This is a genomic window from Paraburkholderia phenoliruptrix (assembly GCF_019511605.1).
In the GTDB taxonomy this organism is placed as follows: domain Bacteria; phylum Pseudomonadota; class Gammaproteobacteria; order Burkholderiales; family Burkholderiaceae; genus Paraburkholderia; species Paraburkholderia phenoliruptrix_A.
Map to the genome: position 1 here is coordinate 14,953 of NZ_JAEUAV010000022.1, position 19,435 is coordinate 34,387.

The window sequence follows — 19,435 nt, forward strand, 5'->3', positions numbered from 1 at the left end:
CCGGGTCGTCAATGTCACTGGAGGCCAGATGATCATACCGCGCGAAAGCATGCAGGACGTGCTGGACCGAAGCCGGTTTGCAATCCGATGGGGAGGCGTACTCGGCCTCGTATGCCACCCCGTCTATTACCTGGTCTGGACTTACCTCCTGCCGCAGCCGTACGACAATCTGCCGCTGCGTCTGAGCGCGGCGCTCATCTGTATTCCGTTGATCTTCCAGGCGCGCTGGCCGAAACGGTTCAACGCCTACCTGCTGGTCTACTGGCATCTGTGCCTGATCTACGTACTGCCGTTCGCGTGCACGTTCCTCGCGATCAGAAATTCCTTCTCCACCATGTGGATGATGACTGAAGTCATGATGATCTTCATCATGGCGTTGTGCATCGACAATCCCTTTCTGCTGATGGGCTGCATCGGCATCGGCATGCTCTCCGGCGCGCTGGCCGCGGTGGCCAGCTCGCCCGCTCCCATCGTGCTCAGCACCGCCAATCAGTCGGACCTCGCCGTGCTGCCGGTCGTCGTGTTGTGCAGCATGGCGTTTGCCCATGCGATCAGTAAAGGGCGCATCTTCGTCGAGAAAAACCGTGCGCTGCAGGCACTCGCCGGCTCCATCGCACATGAAATGCGCAACCCGCTCAGCCAGTTGAAGCACGTGCTCGACCGCGTCGAAGAAACACTGCCCGCTCTCACCGAAGGGGGCCGCGCACCCGCACTGTCCGGCGCGGGCGCGGCGCTGCTGTACCGGCATCTCGCGCACGGGCAGTTGTCGATCGAGCGCGGTCTGCGGGTGATCGCCATGACGCTCGACGAAGTCGGCGCGAAACAGATCCGCTCGGACTCGCTTGCTTATCTGAGCGCGGCGGCCACCACCCGCAAGGCGCTCGACGAGTACGGCTTCGCGGATAAAAAGGAACGCGGCAAGGTGCGCCTCGTCGTGCTGGAGGATTTCACTTTCAAGGTGGACGAGACGGTCTACCTCTTCACCCTCTTCAACCTGATCAAGAACGCGCTGCACCACATTGCGCCGCTTCCTTCGGCCACGCTCACGCTCACCGTGGACCGGCATTCGGTCACCGTGCGCGACACCGGCAGCGGCATTTCGCCGGACATCCTGCCGCATCTGTTCGAGCCGTTTCGCACCGCGGGCAACTCGGCCGGTACGGGACTCGGACTCGCGTACTGTCAGCGCGCGATGCGCGCTTTCGGCGGCAGCATTGCCTGCAAATCGGAGCCGGGCAAGTTCACGCAGTTCACACTGCAGTTCCCGCCTGTCACCGAAAGCGAGCTGGCCGCGCACGAGCGCGCGGTGCTCGAGCGCGCGAGAGCCGTGCTCGACGGCAAGCGCATTCTTCTTGCCGACGACGACGCCGCGCACCGCACGCGCACGCAGCGCACGCTCGCCCGGGTGGGCGCCCTCGTGAGCGAGGCGGAAAACGGCGAGATCGCATTGACGATGTTGCGCGAAGCAACGGCCTACGACCTCGTGCTGATGGACGTCAACATGCCCGTGCTCGACGGCTATACGGCCACCGAACGGTTGCGCGCCGGGCGTGATCATCCGAACGCGAACGTGCTGGTGGCCGCCTACACGTCGGAACCGGGCAACGTCGCGCGCGTGCTCGCGCGGCGCGCCGGCATGGACGACATGATCAGCAAGTCCTGCAGCTCAATGGAACTCTTCGCGTCGCTGCAGGCGCTCTTCGAAAACGGCACCCGGCGAGCTGTGAACCACCGCTTTGACGACTTCTCCGGCAAGTCGATTCTGGTTGCCGACGACGACACCTACAGCCGGCTCGTCGCCAAGGCATACCTGGAGCGTTTCGGCGCGAGCGTCGTCGAAGCCGAACATGGGCAGGCGGTACTGGAGCGGCTCGACGAAGGGCTCGCCGTCGACGCGATCGTGGTGGACATGAACATGCCGGGCATGGGAGGTCTCGACACCGCAGCCGCGATTCGCGCCCGCAGCGATGCCTATGCGAACGTGCCGATCGTCGCGTTGACGAGCTACGCGGATCTCGGTTCGGTACAGGCGTGCATGGGCGCAGGCATGAACGAGGTGCTGGTCAAGCCGGTACAGGTCGGCTCGCTGTATGCATGCCTGACCAGGCAGTTCGCGCAGCAAGGCGACGGTGCTGCCGGCGGCAACGCGAGCTTAGCGGGCGCGCTGTACGCTGCGGGGCCGGCGTCGGGGCCTGAAAGGACAGTCCAGGCATAGTGACAATCACGATGACATTACGCTTGGCACGCATCAGTTCGTAGTGCGACAGAATAGGCGTATAGACCGACGTATAGATGACGATGGCTCATCCCCATTTAATTACCGAAAAATATCTCGACAAATGCCTGTTTGACGTGGTGACCTTGTATCCATGCCGCAACGGCCCGCCAAGCGACCGCCCCCCTCCATACGTTCGCGCTTATCACGAAGCGTGAGATCGAAAGCAGAAACACTCGCTTAGCCAGCGGCGATCCCGTTGCTACGATGGCGCAATCCTCCATTGTCTTGCCCGATTCAGCGACGCACGGACCGCTATGACATATCTCACAAGACGGGCCTTCGCCCGCATCGCACTGGCCGGCATCTTGACTCTCGCCAGCGCACCGAGCTTCACGCAAACGAGCGCACCGACGATTACGCCGTTGACTCTGCGCATCGGTTATCAGAAGTCGTCGACGTTGATCACGCTGCTAAAGGTACGCGGCACGCTCGAAAAAGCGCTGGCGCCGTTGAACGTGCGAGTGTCGTGGAACGAGTTCACGAGCGGCCTGCCCTTGACGGAAGCGTTGAACGTCGATGCTGTCGACTTCAGCGCCGACGTCGCCGACACAGTGCCGATCTTTGCGCAAGCCGCGCAGGCGCGCTTCGTCTATGTCGCGCAAGAGGCGCCGTCGCCGGGCGCGCAGGCAATCATCGTCAAGAAGGACAGTGCGCTGCACTCGCTCGCCGATCTCAAGGGCAAACGCATCGCGGTTACGAAAGCGGCGGGCAGCCACTATCTGCTGCTCGCCGCGCTCGGCAAGGCGGGCATCGCGGCAAGCGATGTCAGAACGAGTTACCTCGCGCCCGCCGATGGCCGCGCGGCTTTCGAGCGCGACAGCGTCGATGCATGGGTCACGTGGGACCCGTATGTTGCGTCCGTCGACAGGAACCCGGACGTACGGATACTCGCGGACGGCAACGGTCTCGCTTCGTATCAGCGCTACTATCTCGCGTCGCGCACGTTTGCGTCGGCGCACCCCGAGGTCGTGCAGATCCTGTTCGATCAGCTGAAGCAGGCGGGAGAATGGTTGCGCGCGCATCCAGACGAAGCGGCCAGGACGCTCGCGCCTGTGTGGGGACTCGACGCATCGACGATCCAACGGGCGAACGCGCGCCGCAGCTATCAGGTACGGGCGGTGGCCGCCCAGCACTTCAGCGAGCAGCAGGTCATCGCCGACGCGTTCTTCAAGAACGGCCTGCTGCCCGCGCGTATCGAGACCAGACAGGCGCAGTACTGGGACTACGCGTCGAAGCAGGCCAGGCTTATCGGCGACTAGCCAACGCTAAAGCGCATACGGGGTCAACGCGAGCAACGAGCATACGACGACAGCGCCATGCGCGAGCATTAAGCGGAAGCCGCCGGCTGTGCCCCGCTCAGGCGGCGTGGCTGTCCGGCGCCGGTTCGCTGGCGTCGTCCTGCAAACGGCCTCTTCGCGCGGGAAAGCGCATTGTGACAGTGGTGCCCTCACCGGGTGTCGATTCGATGCCGAGTCCGCCGCCGAACGACTGCATGATGCGGTTGCAAAAGATCATACCCATGCCGTGGCCGCCACTGCCCGCGTGCGTCGTCACAGGGTCCAGCAGCAGGCGCGCCCTGACCTCCGGCTCGATACCCGGGCCGTTGTCCAGCAGGCGAATGGCGGGCTCCGGCTCGCCCGTCACTTCAATGCGCAGCAAAGGCGTGCGGCAGCCTTCGAGCGCCCGCAACGCATTCGAGATCAGTGAAGAAAGCACCAGCGCGACGCAATTAGGCATCGCGTGAACGACGAAATCGCCGTGCGCCTCGACTTCCACACAGTCGCGCTGCGCGCCCGCAAACGGATACGAATCGAGTAGCGTCGCGACAAGACGCGTGGCCTTCACTTCGCGCGCCGCACTGCCGGGCGCCGACTGCTGGCCGCCGCTCTTGTGCACCGTCGCCCAGAACGACGAGATCAGCGTCAGGCAGTACTGCGCGTTATTCAGCATCGAAGTGGCCGCGAGACCAATGTCCCGCTGACGCTGCGGATCGTATTCCTGCGCGACGTCGTGTTCCACCGAGCGGGCAAAAAGCGAGATCGCGGCAAGCGGCGTATTGAGTTCGTGGGCGAGGAACGCGAGGGTTTCGTCCATTGCGAGCAGCCGCTGCTGGCGCGTTTCACGCTCGGCGTAACGCGCCACTGCCTGCCGCAGCACATCGCGCACCGAATCTGCGCGCAGCGGCTTTTCGAGTATGCGGAACAGGTCGGCCGTGTTGAAGGTTTGCAGCAGCATGTCCTTGTCGGCATACGCGGTCACGAGGATGCGCACGATCTGCGGATACAGGTTCGCGACCTCGCGCAGCAAATGGCCGCCGTCGCGGCCCGGCATCCGAAAGTCGGTGACGAGCACGGCAATCTCCGGCCCCAGGTTCTGCAATAGTGCGATCGCTTCGTCTGCGTCGCGCGCCAGATGCACGCGGTAATCGTCGCGCACCGCGCGCGCGAAGTGGTTGCGCGACATTTCATCGTCGTCGACGAAGAGAACGGCGAACGGCGCTTGCAGAGTGGCTTGCGTTGCGGCTTGTGGGGTTTCGCTCATCGCGTTTCGGGCTCATCCATTGGCGAATGCCGACAGGGTCGGTTGCATTCTACCGTTGGGCCGCGGCAAAGCGGAAAAGTCGGCTCGAGTACGCAAAACGACCAGGTCATTTTGCCCGGATGGCGGCTTCAGTAAATGCATTTCTATTACATTTTGCAAACGCGTCGGCAAACAGCGCCAATACAAGCATTACATTACACCGACATTTAGCTTTAACCGCGCATTCAGCACGCTAATTGCTCCAGGGATAAACACCGATCGCGCTGCGCCGATGCCTGCAGCCGCCCGAAGGTGGGCGTACACTCGCGCTCGAAACACCCGCCACGCGGGCTTACCGGCACTTTGCACCGCACGCGGCCGCTTACAGGCCGGGTGGATACGAGGAGAACAGAGACATGAGCTGGACACGGGAACAGAGAAACGTCACGATCGCCGCCTATCTCGGCTGGACACTCGACGCATTCGATTTCTTTCTAATGGTGTTCGTATTGAAAGATATTGCCGCCGAATTCAATACGAAAATCCCCGACGTGGCGTTCGGCATCATGCTGACCCTGATGATGCGCCCGCTCGGCGCGCTGATTTTCGGCTGGCTCGCGGACCGCTACGGCCGCCGGCCCACGCTGATGGTCAACATCGCGTGCTTCTCGCTGCTTGAACTGCTCTCGGGTTTCTCGCCGAATCTCGCCACGCTGCTCGTGCTGCGTGCTCTCTTCGGCATTGCGATGGGCGGCGAATGGGGCGTGGGCGGCGCCCTGACCATGGAGACCGTGCCGCCGAAGTCGCGCGGCATAGTCTCCGGCCTGCTGCAGGCGGGGTATCCGAGCGGCTATCTGCTCGCCTCGGTGGTATTCGGCGTGTTGTACCAATACATCGGCTGGCGCGGCATGTTCTTTGTCGGCGTGCTGCCCGCGCTGCTCGTGCTGTACATCCGCGCGCACGTGCCGGAGTCGCCGGCCTTCAGGACACTCGAGAAGCAGGCGCGTCCCGGCCTCGTTGCGACCTTGAAGCAGAACGTCAAGCTGTCGCTCTACGCGATCGTGCTGATGACCGCCTTCAACTTCTTCTCGCACGGATCGCAGGACCTGTACCCGACTTTCCTGCGCGTGCAGCATCAGTTCGACGCGCATACGGTGTCGCTCATCACGATCACGCTGAACGTCGGCGCGATCTGCGGCGGGCTCTTTTTCGGCATGTTGTCGGAGAAGATCGGGCGCAAGCGCGCCATCTTCATTGCCGCGCTGATCGCGTTGCCGGTGCTGCCGCTGTGGGCTTTTTCAAGCACGCCGGTGTTGCTCGCGGTGGGCGCGTTCCTCATGCAGATCTCCGTGCAAGGCGCATGGGGCGTGATTCCGGTTCATCTGAACGAGATCTCGCCCGACGAAATTCGCGCCACGTTTCCAGGTCTCGTGTATCAGTTAGGCAATCTGATCGCGTCGGTGAACGGGCCGCTTCAGGCGAGCGCCGCCGAGGCGCACGGCAACAACTATGCGCTCGTCATGGCGGTCGTGATCGGCATCGTCGCGCTCGTGATCTGCGCGCTGATTCCGTTTAGCCGCGAGCGGCGCGGCATCGACATGACGCAGTCGGCCGCGCACGTCGGCGAGCATGTGCAAAGCCAGCGTGTGTGAGGTCGGCTTCAGACGTTCAAAACAAACGGCTATTTCGCCGCGCGGTTCTCGGGCACAATAGACACAAAGGCGGTCAGAACCGCCACGGCATGAAGACCATGCCGACTTACACAAGCGCGTGAGCGCAGGGCCAAACCAGGCATCATTTATACGAGGCCGTTCCGATCCGTCGGAACGGCTTTTTTGTTTTCGCACGGGCTTTCTGCGCACGCGAGCATCTGTAAAGGGCTTCAACTCTTCTAGAGGAGTTAATCGACAACCAGACCTTGCTCAGCTTCACCATCCTTCTTATCCTCAAAAAAACGGCTGTTTCAAATTCACATTTGAATCGCCTGTTCGCGGGCCGGACGCCCGGCAATCAGGAGACGCAACATGGCAGGTCGCACAACGAGCCGGCACACCGGCGATACGAAGTCACGCATCCTCGACGCAGCTGAGACGCTCTTCATCGATTGCGGATACGAGGCCATGTCGCTGCGGCAGATCACTTCGCGCGCCGAAGTCAATCTGGCGGCGGTCAACTATCACTTCGGCAGCAAGGAATCGCTGATTCACTCGATGCTGTCGCGCCGGCTGGACCGCCTCAACGAAGAGCGCGTGAAGCTGCTGGAGCGCTTTGACCGGATGCTTGGCGAGCGGCTGACCTGCGAGCACGTGCTCGGCGCGATGTTCATTCCGGCGCTGCGGCTTTCGCGCGATCCGCGCGTGGGCGGCAAGGCGTTTCTGCGCTTGCTGGGCCGCGCTTACACGGACCCTTCTACCTTCATTCGCGACTTTCTGAACGCGCACTATGCGTCGGTCGCCGTGCGTTTTTTCGATGCGTTCCAACGGGCGCTGCCGCATCTGCCACGCGAGGAGTTGGGCTGGCGCCTGCACTTCGCGATCGGCGCGCTGTCGGGTGTGCTCGCGGGCGCGGACACCGAGAGCCTGATAGCCGAGTTCTCGCAGGGCAAGACAATGAACGACCTGCAACTGATCGCCCGCCTCGCCTCGCTCATGGTCGCTGCGCTCAAGGCGCCGTTGCCCGATGCGTCGCAACTGGCCATGTTCGCGGCGGTGCTCGGCGACGCGACTGACAAGGACGCGTGTGCAGGAACGAACCCAAGCTTTGGCGGCAGCCCGGACAATGCATGCCCTCTCGCGGGCCATGCCGCCGATGCAGCGCACGGCGAGCCGCGCGGACCCGCTTCATCGGCTTGCGCAGCGAATGCATCGTTCGGGCAAGCCGACGCGAGCCCGCTGGCACAACATCAATAAGAACGCGAGCCGTCCACGCAACGTGGATGCGTTCGCACGCAGCACAGAAACTGGGAGGAAACGTCATGTCGTGGTTTGTCCTGCTGCTCGCCGTGGGTGCGCTTGCGCTCATGTACTTCCAGGCGCGCGCGCTTGCGTGGCTCGCCTTCATGATCGTGTGGGTCGCGGCGGTGCGTCTGAGCGCAGCGGCCGGCGTGGCGGCAAGCGCGCTACTCGCCGTCGTGCTGGTGCTACCTGCGCTCGTACTCGCCGTGAAGCCTTTGCGGCGCACATGGCTCGCTAGGCCTGTGCTCGACATGTTCCGCAAGATCCTGCCGGAAATGTCGCCCACCGAGCGCGACGCGATTGAAGCCGGCACCGTCTGGTGGGACGCACAACTCTTCTCCGGCCGCCCGCATTGGGACACGCTGCTCGGCTACGGCCCCGCGACCCTGAGCGCCGAAGAGCAATCGTTTCTCGCCAACGAATGCGAACAGTTGTGCGATCTCGCGAACGACTGGGAAACCACCACAGTGTGGCAGGATCTCTCACCGCAGGCATGGCAGTTCATCAAGGAACGCGGCTTTCTCGGCATGATCATTCCGAAGCAGTACGGCGGCAAGCAGTTCTCCGCTTACGCGCATTCGCAGGTCATCATGAAGCTCGCCACGCGCTGCTCGGCCGCCGCCGTTTCAGTCATGGTGCCCAATTCGCTCGGCCCTGCCGAGCTGCTCATGCACTACGGCACGGACGAACAGAAAAACCACTACCTGCCGCGGCTTGCGCGCGGCGAAGAAATCCCCTGCTTTGCGTTGACGAGCCCATACGCCGGTTCTGACGCCGCCGCGATTCCGGACGTCGGCATCGTCTGCAAGGGCATGTTCGCGGGCCGCGAGACGCTCGGCTTTCGGGTCACGTGGGACAAGCGCTACATCACGCTCGGACCGGTTGCCACCGTGCTCGGCCTCGCTTTTCGTGCGCTCGACCCGGATCACCTGCTCGGCTCGAACGACGAACCCGGCATTACCTGCGCGCTGATTCCAACCGATCATCCCGGCGTCAACATCGGCCGGCGTCACTGGCCGCTGAACGCAGTGTTCCAGAACGGCCCGAACTCGGGCAAGGACGTGTTCATTCCGCTCGACTGGGTGATCGGCGGACGCGCGCAAGTGGGCAACGGCTGGCGCATGCTGATGGAGTGTCTCGCCGCGGGCCGCGCGATCTCGCTGCCGTCGTCGAATGTCGGCATGGCGAAGCTCGCCGTGCGCGGCACGGGTGCATATGCCGCCGTGCGCCGGCAGTTCCGCACGGCCATCGGCAAGTTCGAGGGCGTGCAGGAAGCGCTCGGCCGCATGGGCGGCAATCTGTATGTGATGGACGCGGCGCGCAGACTGTCGGCGCATGCGGTGGATCTCGGCGAAAAACCCTCGGTGATCTCGGCCATCGCCAAGTATCACATTACCGAGCGCGCCCGCATGGTGATCAACGACGCAATGGACGTGGCCGCCGGCAAGGGCATCTGCATGGGGCCGTCGAACTTTCTCGCGCGCGCCTATCAGCAGGTGCCCATTGCGATCACCGTGGAAGGCGCGAACATTCTCACGCGCTGCCTGATCATCTTCGGCCAGGGCGCGATCCGTTGCCACCCGTATGTCCTGAAGGAAATGAGCGCAACGCGCGAAGCGGACCGCGCGAAGGCCCTGCGCGATTTCGACGACGCCTTCTTCGGTCACCTGTCCTTCACGCTGTCCAACGTGGTCCGCAGCTTCGTGTACGGCATTACCGGCGGCGCCTTGATCGCGCGTGTGCGCAGCGCGCATGCGCCGCTGCACGCATACTATCGCGCCGCCACGCGCATGGCCACGGTGTTCGCGCTGCTCGCGGACGTCTCCATGTTCGTGCTCGGCGGCGATCTGAAACGGCGCGAACGCATTTCCGCGCGCCTTGGCGACGTGCTGTCGCAGCTCTATCTGATCTCTGCCACGCTCAAGCGTTTCGAGGACGAAGGCCGCCAGCCGGACGATCTGCCGCTAGTGCGCTGGGGCGTCGAAGACTCGCTGTACCGCGCGCAACACGCGCTCGACGGCGTGCTCGCGAACTATCCGAACCGCTTCGCCGCGGCTCTCGTGCGTCTGCTCGCCTTTCCGTTCGGCTTGCCGCACCGCGAACCTTCCGACCGCCTGAGCAGCGAGATTGCCGAGCTGATGCAGGCGCCCGGCGCCGCGCGCGACCGGCTGGTGTCCGACTCGTACGTACCGCATCCCGACGTCGACGCGATCGGCTACGGCGAACTCGTGTTCGAGTTGAACCCGCGCTTCACACAGATCGAACAGAAGCTCCGGGACGCCGTGAAGGCGCGCCGCCTCGCTCCGATGCCGCAAAGCGTCGTGCAACTGTCCACATGGGCCGACGCCGCGCTGCAACAAGGTTTGATAGATGCCGACGAGCGGCGCGTGCTCGCCGATTACGCACGCTATGCGGCCGAGGTCGTGAAGGTCGACGATTTCCCCGCCGACTTCGACCTGCTCGCCAACCTGCAGCGTCGCAAGGAGGCGCTTGAAACGACGCTGGAAGCGGCGCTGTAACACGACTGCCGGTCATGCGCCTGCATTGTAAAAAAAGCTTGCTGCCAAGCACGCCGGTGCGTGCCGGCCGGTGCACACTGGCGAACATGCGGGCGCGCCCGGCAAAGCAATCGACTCTATGAACGACTCTTACCTGAACTTCGTCAATTCGCCGTTCGGCGCGCGCCTTGCGCGTTCGCTGGGTCTGCCAAGGCCCGAGGTGCTGCGCCGCTATCGCGCGCACGAGCCGGAGTTCGGCGGGCTGATCGCGATCGGCGCGGCGCGCGAGCCGCATCTGCTGGAGGCGCTCGCGCAGCTGGTGGCGAGCATCGGCGTGACCAGTGTCGCGCACGAAAGCGCCGGCTTATGGATGCCGCTCGCGCACCGTCACGGGCTGATGACGGGGCGCTTCGAACCCGCGGACTCCGGCTCGGCCGCGCGCGTTGCCGCGTTGATCTTCGACGCGAGCGGTATCGAAGACAGCAGCCAGATGGAACCGCTGCATGCGTTTTTCCACGACACGCTGCGCTCGCTCGGCAAGTGCGGACGCATCGTGGTGCTGGGGCGGCCGCCGCAAGAGTGCGCGAACCCGCGGCAATGGACTGCACAGCGAGCGCTCGAGGGACTCACGCGTTCGCTCGGCAAGGAAGCAAGGCGCGGCATCACCGCCAATCTCGTGTATGTGAGCGTCGGTGCCGAAGAGCGGCTCGAGGCCACGCTGCGCTTTTTCCTGTCGCCGCGCTCGGCGTATGTGTCCGGTCAGGTCGTGCAGATTTCCGCCGACGGTCTCGGCGCCGGCATGCCGGGCTCGCCCGCGAACGGCGGCGGCTCAGCGCCCTTCGACTGGCATGCGCCGCTCGCCAACCGGCGCGCGCTGGTGACGGGCGCGGCACGCGGCATCGGCGCGGCGATTGCAAGCGTGCTCGCCGCGCAGGGCGCGCAGGTGATCGGCCTCGACATTCCTGCGGCGCGCGATGCGCTGGAAGCCACCATGCGTCAACTGAACGGCACCCCGCTCGCTTTCGACATCGCAGCGCCCGAAGCGCCCGCGCAGATCGCGGCCGCGCTCGACGACCAGGGCGTGCACATCATCGTGCACAACGCCGGCATCACCAAAGACAAGACCATCGCGAAGATGACGGCCGCCGCCTGGCAAAGCGTGATCGACATCAACCTGTCGGCCCAAGAGCGGATTGACGAAGCCCTGCTCGCAGCCGGCATTCTGCGCGACGGCGGACGCATTATCGGCGTGTCGTCGATCAGCGGCATCGCGGGCAATCTCGGCCAGACCAACTACGCGACCTCCAAAGCCGGCGTGATCGGCCGCGTGCAAAGCATGGCGCCTGTGCTGCGCGCACGCGGCATTACGATCAACGCGGTCGCGCCGGGCTTCATCGAAACGCAGATGACCGCGAAAATGCCTTTTGCGCTTCGCGAAGCGGGCCGCCGCATGAATTCGCTCAGCCAGGGCGGGCAACCGGTGGACGTCGCGCAGACCATCGCCTGGCTCGCGCATCCGGGGTCGGCCGGCATCAGCGGCCAGGTGGTGCGCGTGTGCGGACAGAGTCTGATCGGAGCCTGAGCATGGAAGAACCGGGAGATCCGTTCGGCGGCAATCGTGCGTCCCAGCTCGTGCCGCACGAAACGGTACGGCCAAAGACCGTGGTGGTGGAAACCTTGCCCCCGCCCGCGCGGCTCTATGCACGCGCGTTGTCGGGCATCGTCAAGCACGGGCGTCCCGCACACTTGCCCGCGCTGCGGCTGGTGCGCCCCGCCGTCGCACTCGAACCGGGGCCGGCGTGGCGTTATGCCCGCGTATGCGGCTTCATTCCCGAGCACGGCGTGCCGCTTACGTATCCGCATCTGCTCGCGTTTCCATTGCACCTGCTGATGCTGACGGACCCCGCGTTTCCGTGGCCTGCGGTCGGTTTGCTGCATCTGGCCAATCACGTGCGGCTGCGCCGGCCGCTCGCCTATCAGGACCTGCTGCGCGTGGAAGTGGAGTTCGGCGCGCTGCTGCGCCACGACAAGGGCCAGGCGTTCCTGCTGCACACGCGCATCTACCGGCGCGGTGAAGCCGTGTGGGACGGCGACAGCGTCTACCTGAAGCGCGGCGTGCCGGCAAGCGGCGCCCAGCTCGATCCGCTTGCAGTAGATAGCGCCGCGCTGCAACGCATTGCTCGCTGGCAACTCGCGCCGCAGCTCGGCCGCGACTATGCGAGCGTGTCCGGCGACTACAACCCGATTCATTTGAGCGCGCTGTCCGCCAAGGCGTTCGGCTTTCCGCGCGCAATCGCGCACGGCATGTGGACGCTCGCGCGCGCCGCCTCGTCGTTGCAACCGCCGAAGCCCCTTGCCGAAGCCACGCTCAGCGCCGAATTCAAGCTGCCGATGCCGCTGCCCGGCGAAGCGTCGCTGTGGAGCGCGGCGTCTTCGTTGATAGAACGCGATATCGAAGTGCGCGACATCGCCGGAGAAAAACCGCATTTGCGCGGCCGCATGCAATGGAGGCTGCAATGAACGAAGACCACCTCATGGAGCCACGCATGCCTCACCCGCTGCCCGCAGTGCGCCGCGTCGCGATTATCGGCGGCAACCGCATTCCGTTTGCGCGCTCGAACACGGCTTATGCGACCGCGTCGAATCAGGACATGCTGACCTTCACGCTGCAAGGGCTGATCGACCGCTACGGGCTGCATGGCGAGCGCCTCGGCGAAGTCGCGGCCGGCGCGGTCATCAAGCATTCGCGCGACTTCAATCTGACGCGCGAATCCGTGCTGTCCACCACACTGGCCAAGGAAACGCCCGCGTACGATGCTCAACAGGCCTGCGGCACCGGGCTCGAGACGACGATACTCGTCGCCAACAAGATTGCGTTGGGACAGATCGACGTCGGCATCGCGGGCGGTGTGGATACGACATCGGATGCGCCAATCGGCGTGAACGAAAACATGCGCAAGATCCTGCTTGAGGCGAATCGCGGCAGAAGTACCGGCGAGCGCGTGGGCGCACTCGCGAAGCTGCGGCCCGGCATGCTGTTCAAGCCGCTGTTGCCGCGCAACGGCGAGCCGCGCACGGGTCTTTCCATGGGCGAGCATTGCGAATTGATGGCCAAGCGCTGGAACATCTCCCGCGAAGCGCAGGACGTGCTTGCTTACGAGAGCCACCGCAAGCTCGCCGACGCGTATGAGCGCGGTTTCGTCAACGACCTGATGACGCCGTATCGCGGCCTCGCGCGCGACAACAACCTGCGCGAGGATCTGACGCTCGAAAAGCTTGCTTCGCTGAAGCCCGCGTTCGACCGCGACGCCGGCACGCTGACCGCCGGCAATTCGACGCCGCTTACCGACGGCGCGTCCGCCGTGCTGCTCGCGAGCGAAGAATGGGCCGCGCGCCGTGGGCTGCCGGTGCTCGCGTATCTGAGCTGGTCGGAAACCGCCGCGGTCGACTTTTTCGACAAGAAAGAAGGTCTGCTGATGGCGCCCGTCTACGCCGTGCCGCGCATGCTCGCGCGAGCGGGACTGAGCTTGCAGGACTTCGATTTCTACGAGATTCACGAAGCGTTTGCGGCGCAGGTGTTGTGCACGCTCGCGGCATGGCAGGATGACGAATACTGCCGCACGCAGTTGGGCCTGGCAGAGCCGCCCGGCGCGATAGACCGCAGCCGGCTCAACGTGAACGGCGGCTCGCTCGCGACGGGTCATCCGTTTGCGGCGACGGGCGGGCGCATCGTCGCCGGTCTCGCGAAGATGCTCGCGCAACTCGATAAACCGGCGGGCAGCGCGCGCGGCCTGATTTCGATTTGCGCGGCGGGCGGTCAGGGCGTAGTGGCGATTCTGGAGCGCTAATGGCCGGCGGGTGAATGCCGCGCGCGGCAAGACATGCATAGAGGCACCGGCACGCAATCGCCGGCGCCTGGGACCGTAAAACCGGGGGCGGCCTCGAGCGCCGCAGGAGCGCCGCAGGAGCACTGGACAGCACCCAGGAACATCCGGCAGCACCCAGCAGCACAAGAGCAAAGAGACCTGGTACACACAGAAACAACACATGAAGCCCCGGCTTCAGGAGACGACCGATGACCGAGCCCACTCAAGCCTCGACCTCGCCCGCCGCTGCGAACCAGGCAGACGGGCGCGCGCAGTTCGCGCCGCAAGCCCAACCGGCGCAACCCGCGCAGCGCGCGCCGAACACCGACGGCATCTGGTACGCGTCGTACCCCGCAGGCGTGCCACATGAAATCGACGTCGGCCAATACGAGTCGATCGTTCATTTTTTCGACGAATGTATTGCGCAGTTTCGCGAGCGCGTAGCGTATGTGAGCGTCGGCGCGAGCATGACGTATGCGGAACTGGGCCGCAAGGCGACCGCGTTCGCCGCGTATTTGCAGAGCATCGGCGTGAAGCCCGGCGAGCGCGTCGCGATCATGCTGCCGAACACCTTCCAATATCCGGTGTCGCTCTTCGGCGTATTGAAAGCGGGCGCCGTGGTGGTGAACGTCAATCCGCTCTACACGGTGCGCGAGCTTGCGCATCAGTTGAAGGACAGCGGCGCGCAAACCATCATCGTGTTCGAAAACTTTGCGAAGACGGTGCAGGATGCGCTGCCCGGCACCAGGGTGCAGAACGTGATCGTGACGGGACTGGGCGACCTGCTCGCAGACGGTTTCAATGCAAAGGGACGTCTGCTCAATTTCATGCTGCGCCATGTAAAGAAAATGGTGCCCGCCTACCAACTTCCGCAAGCCGTGCCGCTGCTCAAGGCGCTCGCCGTCGGTTATGCGCGGCCGCTCACGCCGGTGCGGCTAACGCATCACGACATTGCGTTTCTACAGTACACGGGCGGTACGACCGGCGTCGCCAAGGGCGCCATGCTCACGCACCGCAACATCATCGCGAATCTGTTGCAGGCAAAAGCATGGGCCGAAGGCCAATTGAGCGGCGAAGTGGAGACGGTGCTCACGCCGTTGCCGCTTTATCACATCTATTCGCTGACGGTGAACGCGCTGATCTTCATGGGACTCGGCGGGCGCAACATCCTGATTGCGAATCCGCGGGACATGAAGCGCGTGATGATGATCATCCGCCATGAGAAGTTCACCGGCATGACGGCCGTCAATACGCTCTACAACGCATTTCTCGAAAACGAGGAGTTCTGCAAGCGCGATTTCTCCGACCTGAAACTCGCGATGGCGGGCGGCATGGCGACGCAACGCTCGGTGGCCGAGCGCTTCAAGGCGGTGACAGGCAAGCCAATTATCGAAGGTTACGGCCTGACCGAATGCTCGCCGATCGTCTCGATGAACCCGGTCGACATTTCGAACCTGCGCGACTTCGAAGGCTCGATCGGCCTGCCCGCGCCCTCCACGCAAGTGCGCTTTCGCAAGGACGACGGCAGCTGGGCGGACATCGGCGAGCCGGGTGAACTGTGCGTGAAGGGACCGCAGGTGATGAAGGGCTACTGGAACCGTCCCGAGGAAACCGCCAAGGCTATCGACGACGAAGGCTGGCTCGCGACCGGCGACATCGGCGTAATGGACTCGCGCGGCTTCATTCGCCTCATCGACCGGAAGAAGGACATGATTCTGGTGTCGGGCTTCAACGTGTATCCGAACGAGATCGAAGACGTGATCGCGGCGCACCCCGACGTGCGCGAAGTAGCGGCAATCGGCGTGCCCGACGACGCCCAGGGCGAGCGCGTGAAGGTGTTCGTCGTGAAGCGCAACGCGTCGCTGACGGCCGAACAGGTGATCGCCCATTGCCGCAAGAATCTGACGGGCTATAAGGTGCCGAAGGCGGTGGAGTTTCGCGACGAGTTGCCGCAAACCAACGTCGGCAAGATTCTGCGCCGTGCGCTGCGTGACGAGGAACTCGCGAAGCAAAAGTCTGCCTGACAGGCAAGGCGCTCATGTGAGAGCTTGCGCCACCTTTCGGGAGAGTTCGATGACGCATTGCCTGTTGGCACGGTCCGGCCTGCGCTTGCGCTTGTGCATGAACGTATGCTTGCGCGCGTGCCTATGCCTGTTTTCGTCGATTCAGTGCGAAGCGAAAGCCGCTCAGCCTGCGTCGGGGAGGCGGCGCCGCGCGTTCAGGCTGCACGCGGTGCGGCCTTGCGCCTTGCCCCGTGCCGCGCTGATTGTCTGCGCGGCGCTCGGCTTCGGCATTTCACCCGTGTTCGCGCAGAACGACGACAAGCCGCCGCCGCTCGAAACGGCGAGCGCGGTGAAAGCTCCCACCACGCCGGCATCGCAAGTCGGCAAGCTGACGCTCGATCAGCAGGTCAAATGGCTGCGCGCCGCGCAGCAAAGCGGTGCGCTCGAAGCGCTCGACGACGCGCAGCTGGTCGCGCTCTTCAAGTCGCTCGATCCGCTCGCATTGCCGCGCTACATCAAGGAAGGTCCGAACGGCTACGCGTCGTATGAGTTCACCATGTCGCGCTCGGAGCGCATTCGCGGCAAGTGGCCGGACAAGCCCGACCACATGCTGGTGCGCGTCGCGCACGATCCGCTGCGCATCTACGCAAAATGGCTGCCCGACGGCGCGCACGCCGGTCAGGAGATCATCTACGACGAATCGAAGCGCACGGACGAAATGTACGGTCACCTGGGCGGCATCATGAACGTCATGCCGCTATGGACCTCGTTGAACGGCGCCCTCGCCCGCTCGCAATCCAACCACCAGGTGCGCGACCTGGGCACCGAATACATCGCGCGGCAGTACCTTGCCGAAGGCAAAAAATATATCGAGGCCGGCTTGCCGCGTTCGACGCAGATCGACGTGAAGACCATCGACGGCGTGCGTGTGGTCGCCTTCACCTTCGAAACGCCCACGGGCCAGCCACAGTTCTACGCCAAGAAGGAAACGTTGGGGCTCGATTTGCGGCATCCGTATTTCCGCACCATCGAGTCTTATGACAACGACGGCCGCATCTTCGAGAAGATCGTCTTCGAGACCATCACGCCGAAAACATTCGACGACTCGACGTTCGACCCGAAAAACAAGGACTACAAGTTCTAGCTAACCAGGCTCGCGCGGCGCGAACACGAAACTCACGTGAGCGGACCGCGCGGCCTGTTCATGGCTATGTTCGAGCCGATGAGTCGCGCGCGTGGCGAGCTCTTTCAACACGAAGTAGTCGGACGCGCGCGTCACGCCTATCAGCCATGGCGCCGCACCTGCATGCGCCGAGGCGTGCAGCAGCGGAAGCAGCGTGGCGTGCCAGAGCAGACCGATGTCGTCGCCGGTTTCGAAGGTGCGCAGGTTCAACGCCGCGGCATGGCGGGAAAACGCGGCGCTCGCGGCGAGCGTCGAGTCGGCAATCGCGAACGTGTCGCCTCGCGCCGCGGCATGCGCGAGCCACGGCCACGCGCAGCCTGCGGTGGTGGAAAGCCATGCACTCGTCATCATGAAAGTGCGCCGGTCCATGCTGGTCCTTCACGTGGGTTCTTGCGGTCAGTTCTTGCGGTCAGTTCTTGCGGTAAGTTCTTGCGGTAAGTTCTTGCAGTAAGTTCGTGGCGCGAGTTTCGTGCGATGCCATGCGCCGGCCCCCTCACGCTCCCCTCACGCTCCCCTCACGTATAGCCGCGCCGGTCGCGCCACGCCGCAGGCCAGATCCCCTGCTTGCCCGGCGCGAGAACGCCGTTCGGATCGAGCGCGTCCTTGATCGTTTCCGAGAACCGCAGCAAGGCGCCGTCGTTGAAACTGTACTGCGCGGCGGCGAAATCCATATACGCGAGATGCGCGCGATATTGGCCGTAGCCGGCCGCGCGCGCGTCGCTCATCAGCGAACGCAGCAAGGCGCCGGCCGCCTCGACCTGAGCCGCATCGTCGCGATCGAAGATCGCCGCAAAAATGTGATGCAGATGACGCACGCCGGCTGTGAACCCGCCGTAGTAATCGAAACCGTATTCGGCGGCGCGCGCTTTCAACATAAAGTATTGCCGCAGCGCATCGCGCCCCGTCGCGGGACATATCGGCGCAAAGTCCACGTGCACGCCCGCGCCGCCGCGCCAGTCGAGCATGCGGAACGCGCTCATCGCCGGGATACCGGCGAGATTGCGATCGCCGCCCCCGCTCGGCTCGGCATCGCCCGAATAACGCTTCGCGTAGAGGCGCGCGTCACGCACGCGCGCAAACGCGCGCTGCACGATTGCATAGCGAGCGTCGATCAGCTCGGGCGTGCCGTAAAGCGCAAAGTGCAGGTTCCAGCGGCCGACGTTCAGCTTGTCGAGCATCGCGCTCACCGCGCTTTCCGGCATCGCGCCGGGGCCGTCATACCATTGCGCGCGCGCCGACAATCCGGCTGCGCGGCGCACGCCGCCTTCGATCACCGCGTGATTGCGGATCGTTTCGTCGAGCCGCAACGGCCGCAATATGTCGACGATAGCCTCCAGGTCCGTCTCATGACGAAACTGGATTTCGCCGAGCAGATACGCGGGCGGCGCCGGCATCAGCCACACGCCGAGCTTCGTGACCACGCCGTAGTTCGACTGCATGAACATCGCGTCGAACGACGGCCCGTAGCCCGGCTGGTAAAGCTGCCAGGCGGTGCTCGTGTCGATGGCGCCCATGCCGGTGCGCAGCACGTCGCCATTGGCGAGAACCACTTCCATCCCGCATTGCGCGGCCGCATGATCGCCGTACGCGGTATAGCCGAAACCGCGTTCGAGCGTGTTGCCGACCACGCTGCCCCAACCCGCCGCCGGCGAATCGACCCACAGCCGGTAGCCGTGCTCGCGCAGATACGCATGCAGATCGAAGTAGCTCACGCCCGGTTCGACGAGCGCATACGCGAGCGTCTCGTTCACCTCGATGATGCGGTTCAGCCGTTGCAGATCGAGCACCACCGAACCGGTAAGACGCGGCGCCGCGCCGCCGTAAGCGAAATTGCGCCCCGTCGAAACGGTCCACAACGCAATGCGATACTGATTGGCTACCCGCAGCACCGCGCGAATCTCGTCGACAGACGACGGCAGCAGCGCGGCGCTCGCCGCGAACGCCTCGGGCTCGCCGGGTGCAAACGGATCGCGATAAGCCGAGAGCGCCGCCGCCGAGCTCACCACATGCTGCTCGCCGACAATCGCGCGCCACGCGGCCAGCGCGGCATCGAACTGCGCGGCGGAAAGTTTCGGCGGCAGGTTGCGGCTCAAGGGCTCTTCCTTTGCGGCGGCGTGGGCGGCGCGATGGAGC

13 protein-coding genes are annotated in these 19,435 nt (G+C 64.3%); 10 read left to right on the forward strand and 3 right to left on the reverse strand.

The genetic code is table 11. From position 1 onward, the window contains the following. Positions 1 to 28: 28 nt before the first annotated feature. A complete protein-coding gene (locus JNB89_RS23350; protein ID WP_220363757.1) occupies positions 29 to 2,215 on the forward strand; it encodes an ATP-binding response regulator in 2,187 nt (728 codons plus the stop codon). Positions 2,216 to 2,532: 317 nt separating this feature from the next. Beyond that, on the forward strand, positions 2,533 to 3,537 hold the full coding sequence (locus JNB89_RS23355) for an aliphatic sulfonate ABC transporter substrate-binding protein (protein WP_220363758.1): 1,005 nt from the start codon (positions 2,533 to 2,535) through the stop codon (positions 3,535 to 3,537). Positions 3,538 to 3,634: 97 nt separating this feature from the next. On the opposite strand, the gene JNB89_RS23360 is transcribed toward JNB89_RS23355, so the two are convergent. After that, a complete protein-coding gene (locus JNB89_RS23360; protein ID WP_220363759.1) occupies positions 3,635 to 4,819 on the reverse strand; it encodes a hybrid sensor histidine kinase/response regulator in 1,185 nt (394 codons plus the stop codon). 395 nt (positions 4,820 to 5,214) lie between these two features. Here JNB89_RS23360 and JNB89_RS23365 point away from each other — a divergent pair, with 395 nt between their 5' ends. From JNB89_RS23365 to JNB89_RS23400, 8 genes are all read left to right on the forward strand, one after another. Further along, a complete protein-coding gene (locus JNB89_RS23365) occupies positions 5,215 to 6,450 on the forward strand; it encodes an MFS transporter (RefSeq protein WP_220363760.1) in 1,236 nt (411 codons plus the stop codon). A 372-nt stretch (positions 6,451 to 6,822) separates the two neighbouring features. Then, on the forward strand, positions 6,823 to 7,707 hold the full coding sequence (locus JNB89_RS23370) for a TetR/AcrR family transcriptional regulator (protein ID WP_220363761.1): 885 nt from the start codon (positions 6,823 to 6,825) through the stop codon (positions 7,705 to 7,707). 65 nt (positions 7,708 to 7,772) lie between these two features. Next, positions 7,773 to 10,271 carry an acyl-CoA dehydrogenase gene (locus JNB89_RS23375; RefSeq protein WP_220363762.1) on the forward strand — a complete coding sequence of 833 codons (2,499 nt, stop codon included), beginning with the start codon at positions 7,773 to 7,775 and terminating at the stop codon, positions 10,269 to 10,271. A 118-nt stretch (positions 10,272 to 10,389) separates the two neighbouring features. Beyond that, a complete protein-coding gene (locus tag JNB89_RS23380) occupies positions 10,390 to 11,832 on the forward strand; it encodes a 3-oxoacyl-ACP reductase (protein ID WP_220363763.1) in 1,443 nt (480 codons plus the stop codon). A 2-nt stretch (positions 11,833 to 11,834) separates the two neighbouring features. Then, complete coding sequence (locus JNB89_RS23385) at positions 11,835 to 12,770, forward strand: MaoC/PaaZ C-terminal domain-containing protein (RefSeq protein WP_220363764.1); 936 nt, start codon at positions 11,835 to 11,837, stop codon at positions 12,768 to 12,770. Positions 12,771 to 12,796: 26 nt separating this feature from the next. Continuing rightward, a complete protein-coding gene (locus tag JNB89_RS23390; RefSeq protein WP_220363806.1) occupies positions 12,797 to 14,098 on the forward strand; it encodes an acetyl-CoA C-acetyltransferase in 1,302 nt (433 codons plus the stop codon). A gap of 227 nt (positions 14,099 to 14,325) precedes the next feature. Beyond that, complete coding sequence (locus JNB89_RS23395; protein WP_222859033.1) at positions 14,326 to 16,140, forward strand: AMP-binding protein; 1,815 nt, start codon at positions 14,326 to 14,328, stop codon at positions 16,138 to 16,140. Between the two features lie 49 nt (positions 16,141 to 16,189). Further along, positions 16,190 to 17,263 (forward strand): DUF1571 domain-containing protein, encoded by a 1,074-nt coding sequence (locus JNB89_RS23400; protein WP_431026599.1) that lies wholly within the window; start codon positions 16,190 to 16,192, stop codon positions 17,261 to 17,263. On the opposite strand, the gene JNB89_RS23405 is transcribed toward JNB89_RS23400, so the two are convergent. Continuing rightward, on the reverse strand, positions 17,264 to 17,671 hold the full coding sequence (locus JNB89_RS23405; protein ID WP_220363766.1) for a hypothetical protein: 408 nt from the start codon (positions 17,669 to 17,671) through the stop codon (positions 17,264 to 17,266). A 146-nt stretch (positions 17,672 to 17,817) separates the two neighbouring features. After that, positions 17,818 to 19,395 carry an FAD-binding oxidoreductase gene (locus tag JNB89_RS23410; protein ID WP_220363767.1) on the reverse strand — a complete coding sequence of 526 codons (1,578 nt, stop codon included), beginning with the start codon at positions 19,393 to 19,395 and terminating at the stop codon, positions 17,818 to 17,820. Positions 19,396 to 19,435: the final 40 nt, after the last annotated feature.

Coding starts and splice junctions, on each gene's coding strand:
- JNB89_RS23380 (WP_220363763.1), top strand. CDS start 10,390: ATGAACGACTCTTACCTGAACTTCGTCAATTCGCCGTTCGGCGCGCGC.
- JNB89_RS23365 (WP_220363760.1), top strand. CDS start 5,215: ATGAGCTGGACACGGGAACAGAGAAACGTCACGATCGCCGCCTATCTC.
- JNB89_RS23390 (WP_220363806.1), top strand. CDS start 12,797: ATGCCTCACCCGCTGCCCGCAGTGCGCCGCGTCGCGATTATCGGCGGC.
- JNB89_RS23355 (WP_220363758.1), top strand. CDS start 2,533: ATGACATATCTCACAAGACGGGCCTTCGCCCGCATCGCACTGGCCGGC.
- JNB89_RS23375 (WP_220363762.1), top strand. CDS start 7,773: ATGTCGTGGTTTGTCCTGCTGCTCGCCGTGGGTGCGCTTGCGCTCATG.
- JNB89_RS23370 (WP_220363761.1), top strand. CDS start 6,823: ATGGCAGGTCGCACAACGAGCCGGCACACCGGCGATACGAAGTCACGC.
- JNB89_RS23360 (WP_220363759.1), bottom strand. CDS start 4,819: ATGAGCGAAACCCCACAAGCCGCAACGCAAGCCACTCTGCAAGCGCCG.
- JNB89_RS23400 (WP_431026599.1), top strand. CDS start 16,190: ATGACGCATTGCCTGTTGGCACGGTCCGGCCTGCGCTTGCGCTTGTGC.
- JNB89_RS23405 (WP_220363766.1), bottom strand. CDS start 17,671: ATGGACCGGCGCACTTTCATGATGACGAGTGCATGGCTTTCCACCACC.
- JNB89_RS23385 (WP_220363764.1), top strand. CDS start 11,835: ATGGAAGAACCGGGAGATCCGTTCGGCGGCAATCGTGCGTCCCAGCTC.
- JNB89_RS23350 (WP_220363757.1), top strand. CDS start 29: ATGATCATACCGCGCGAAAGCATGCAGGACGTGCTGGACCGAAGCCGG.
- JNB89_RS23395 (WP_222859033.1), top strand. CDS start 14,326: ATGACCGAGCCCACTCAAGCCTCGACCTCGCCCGCCGCTGCGAACCAG.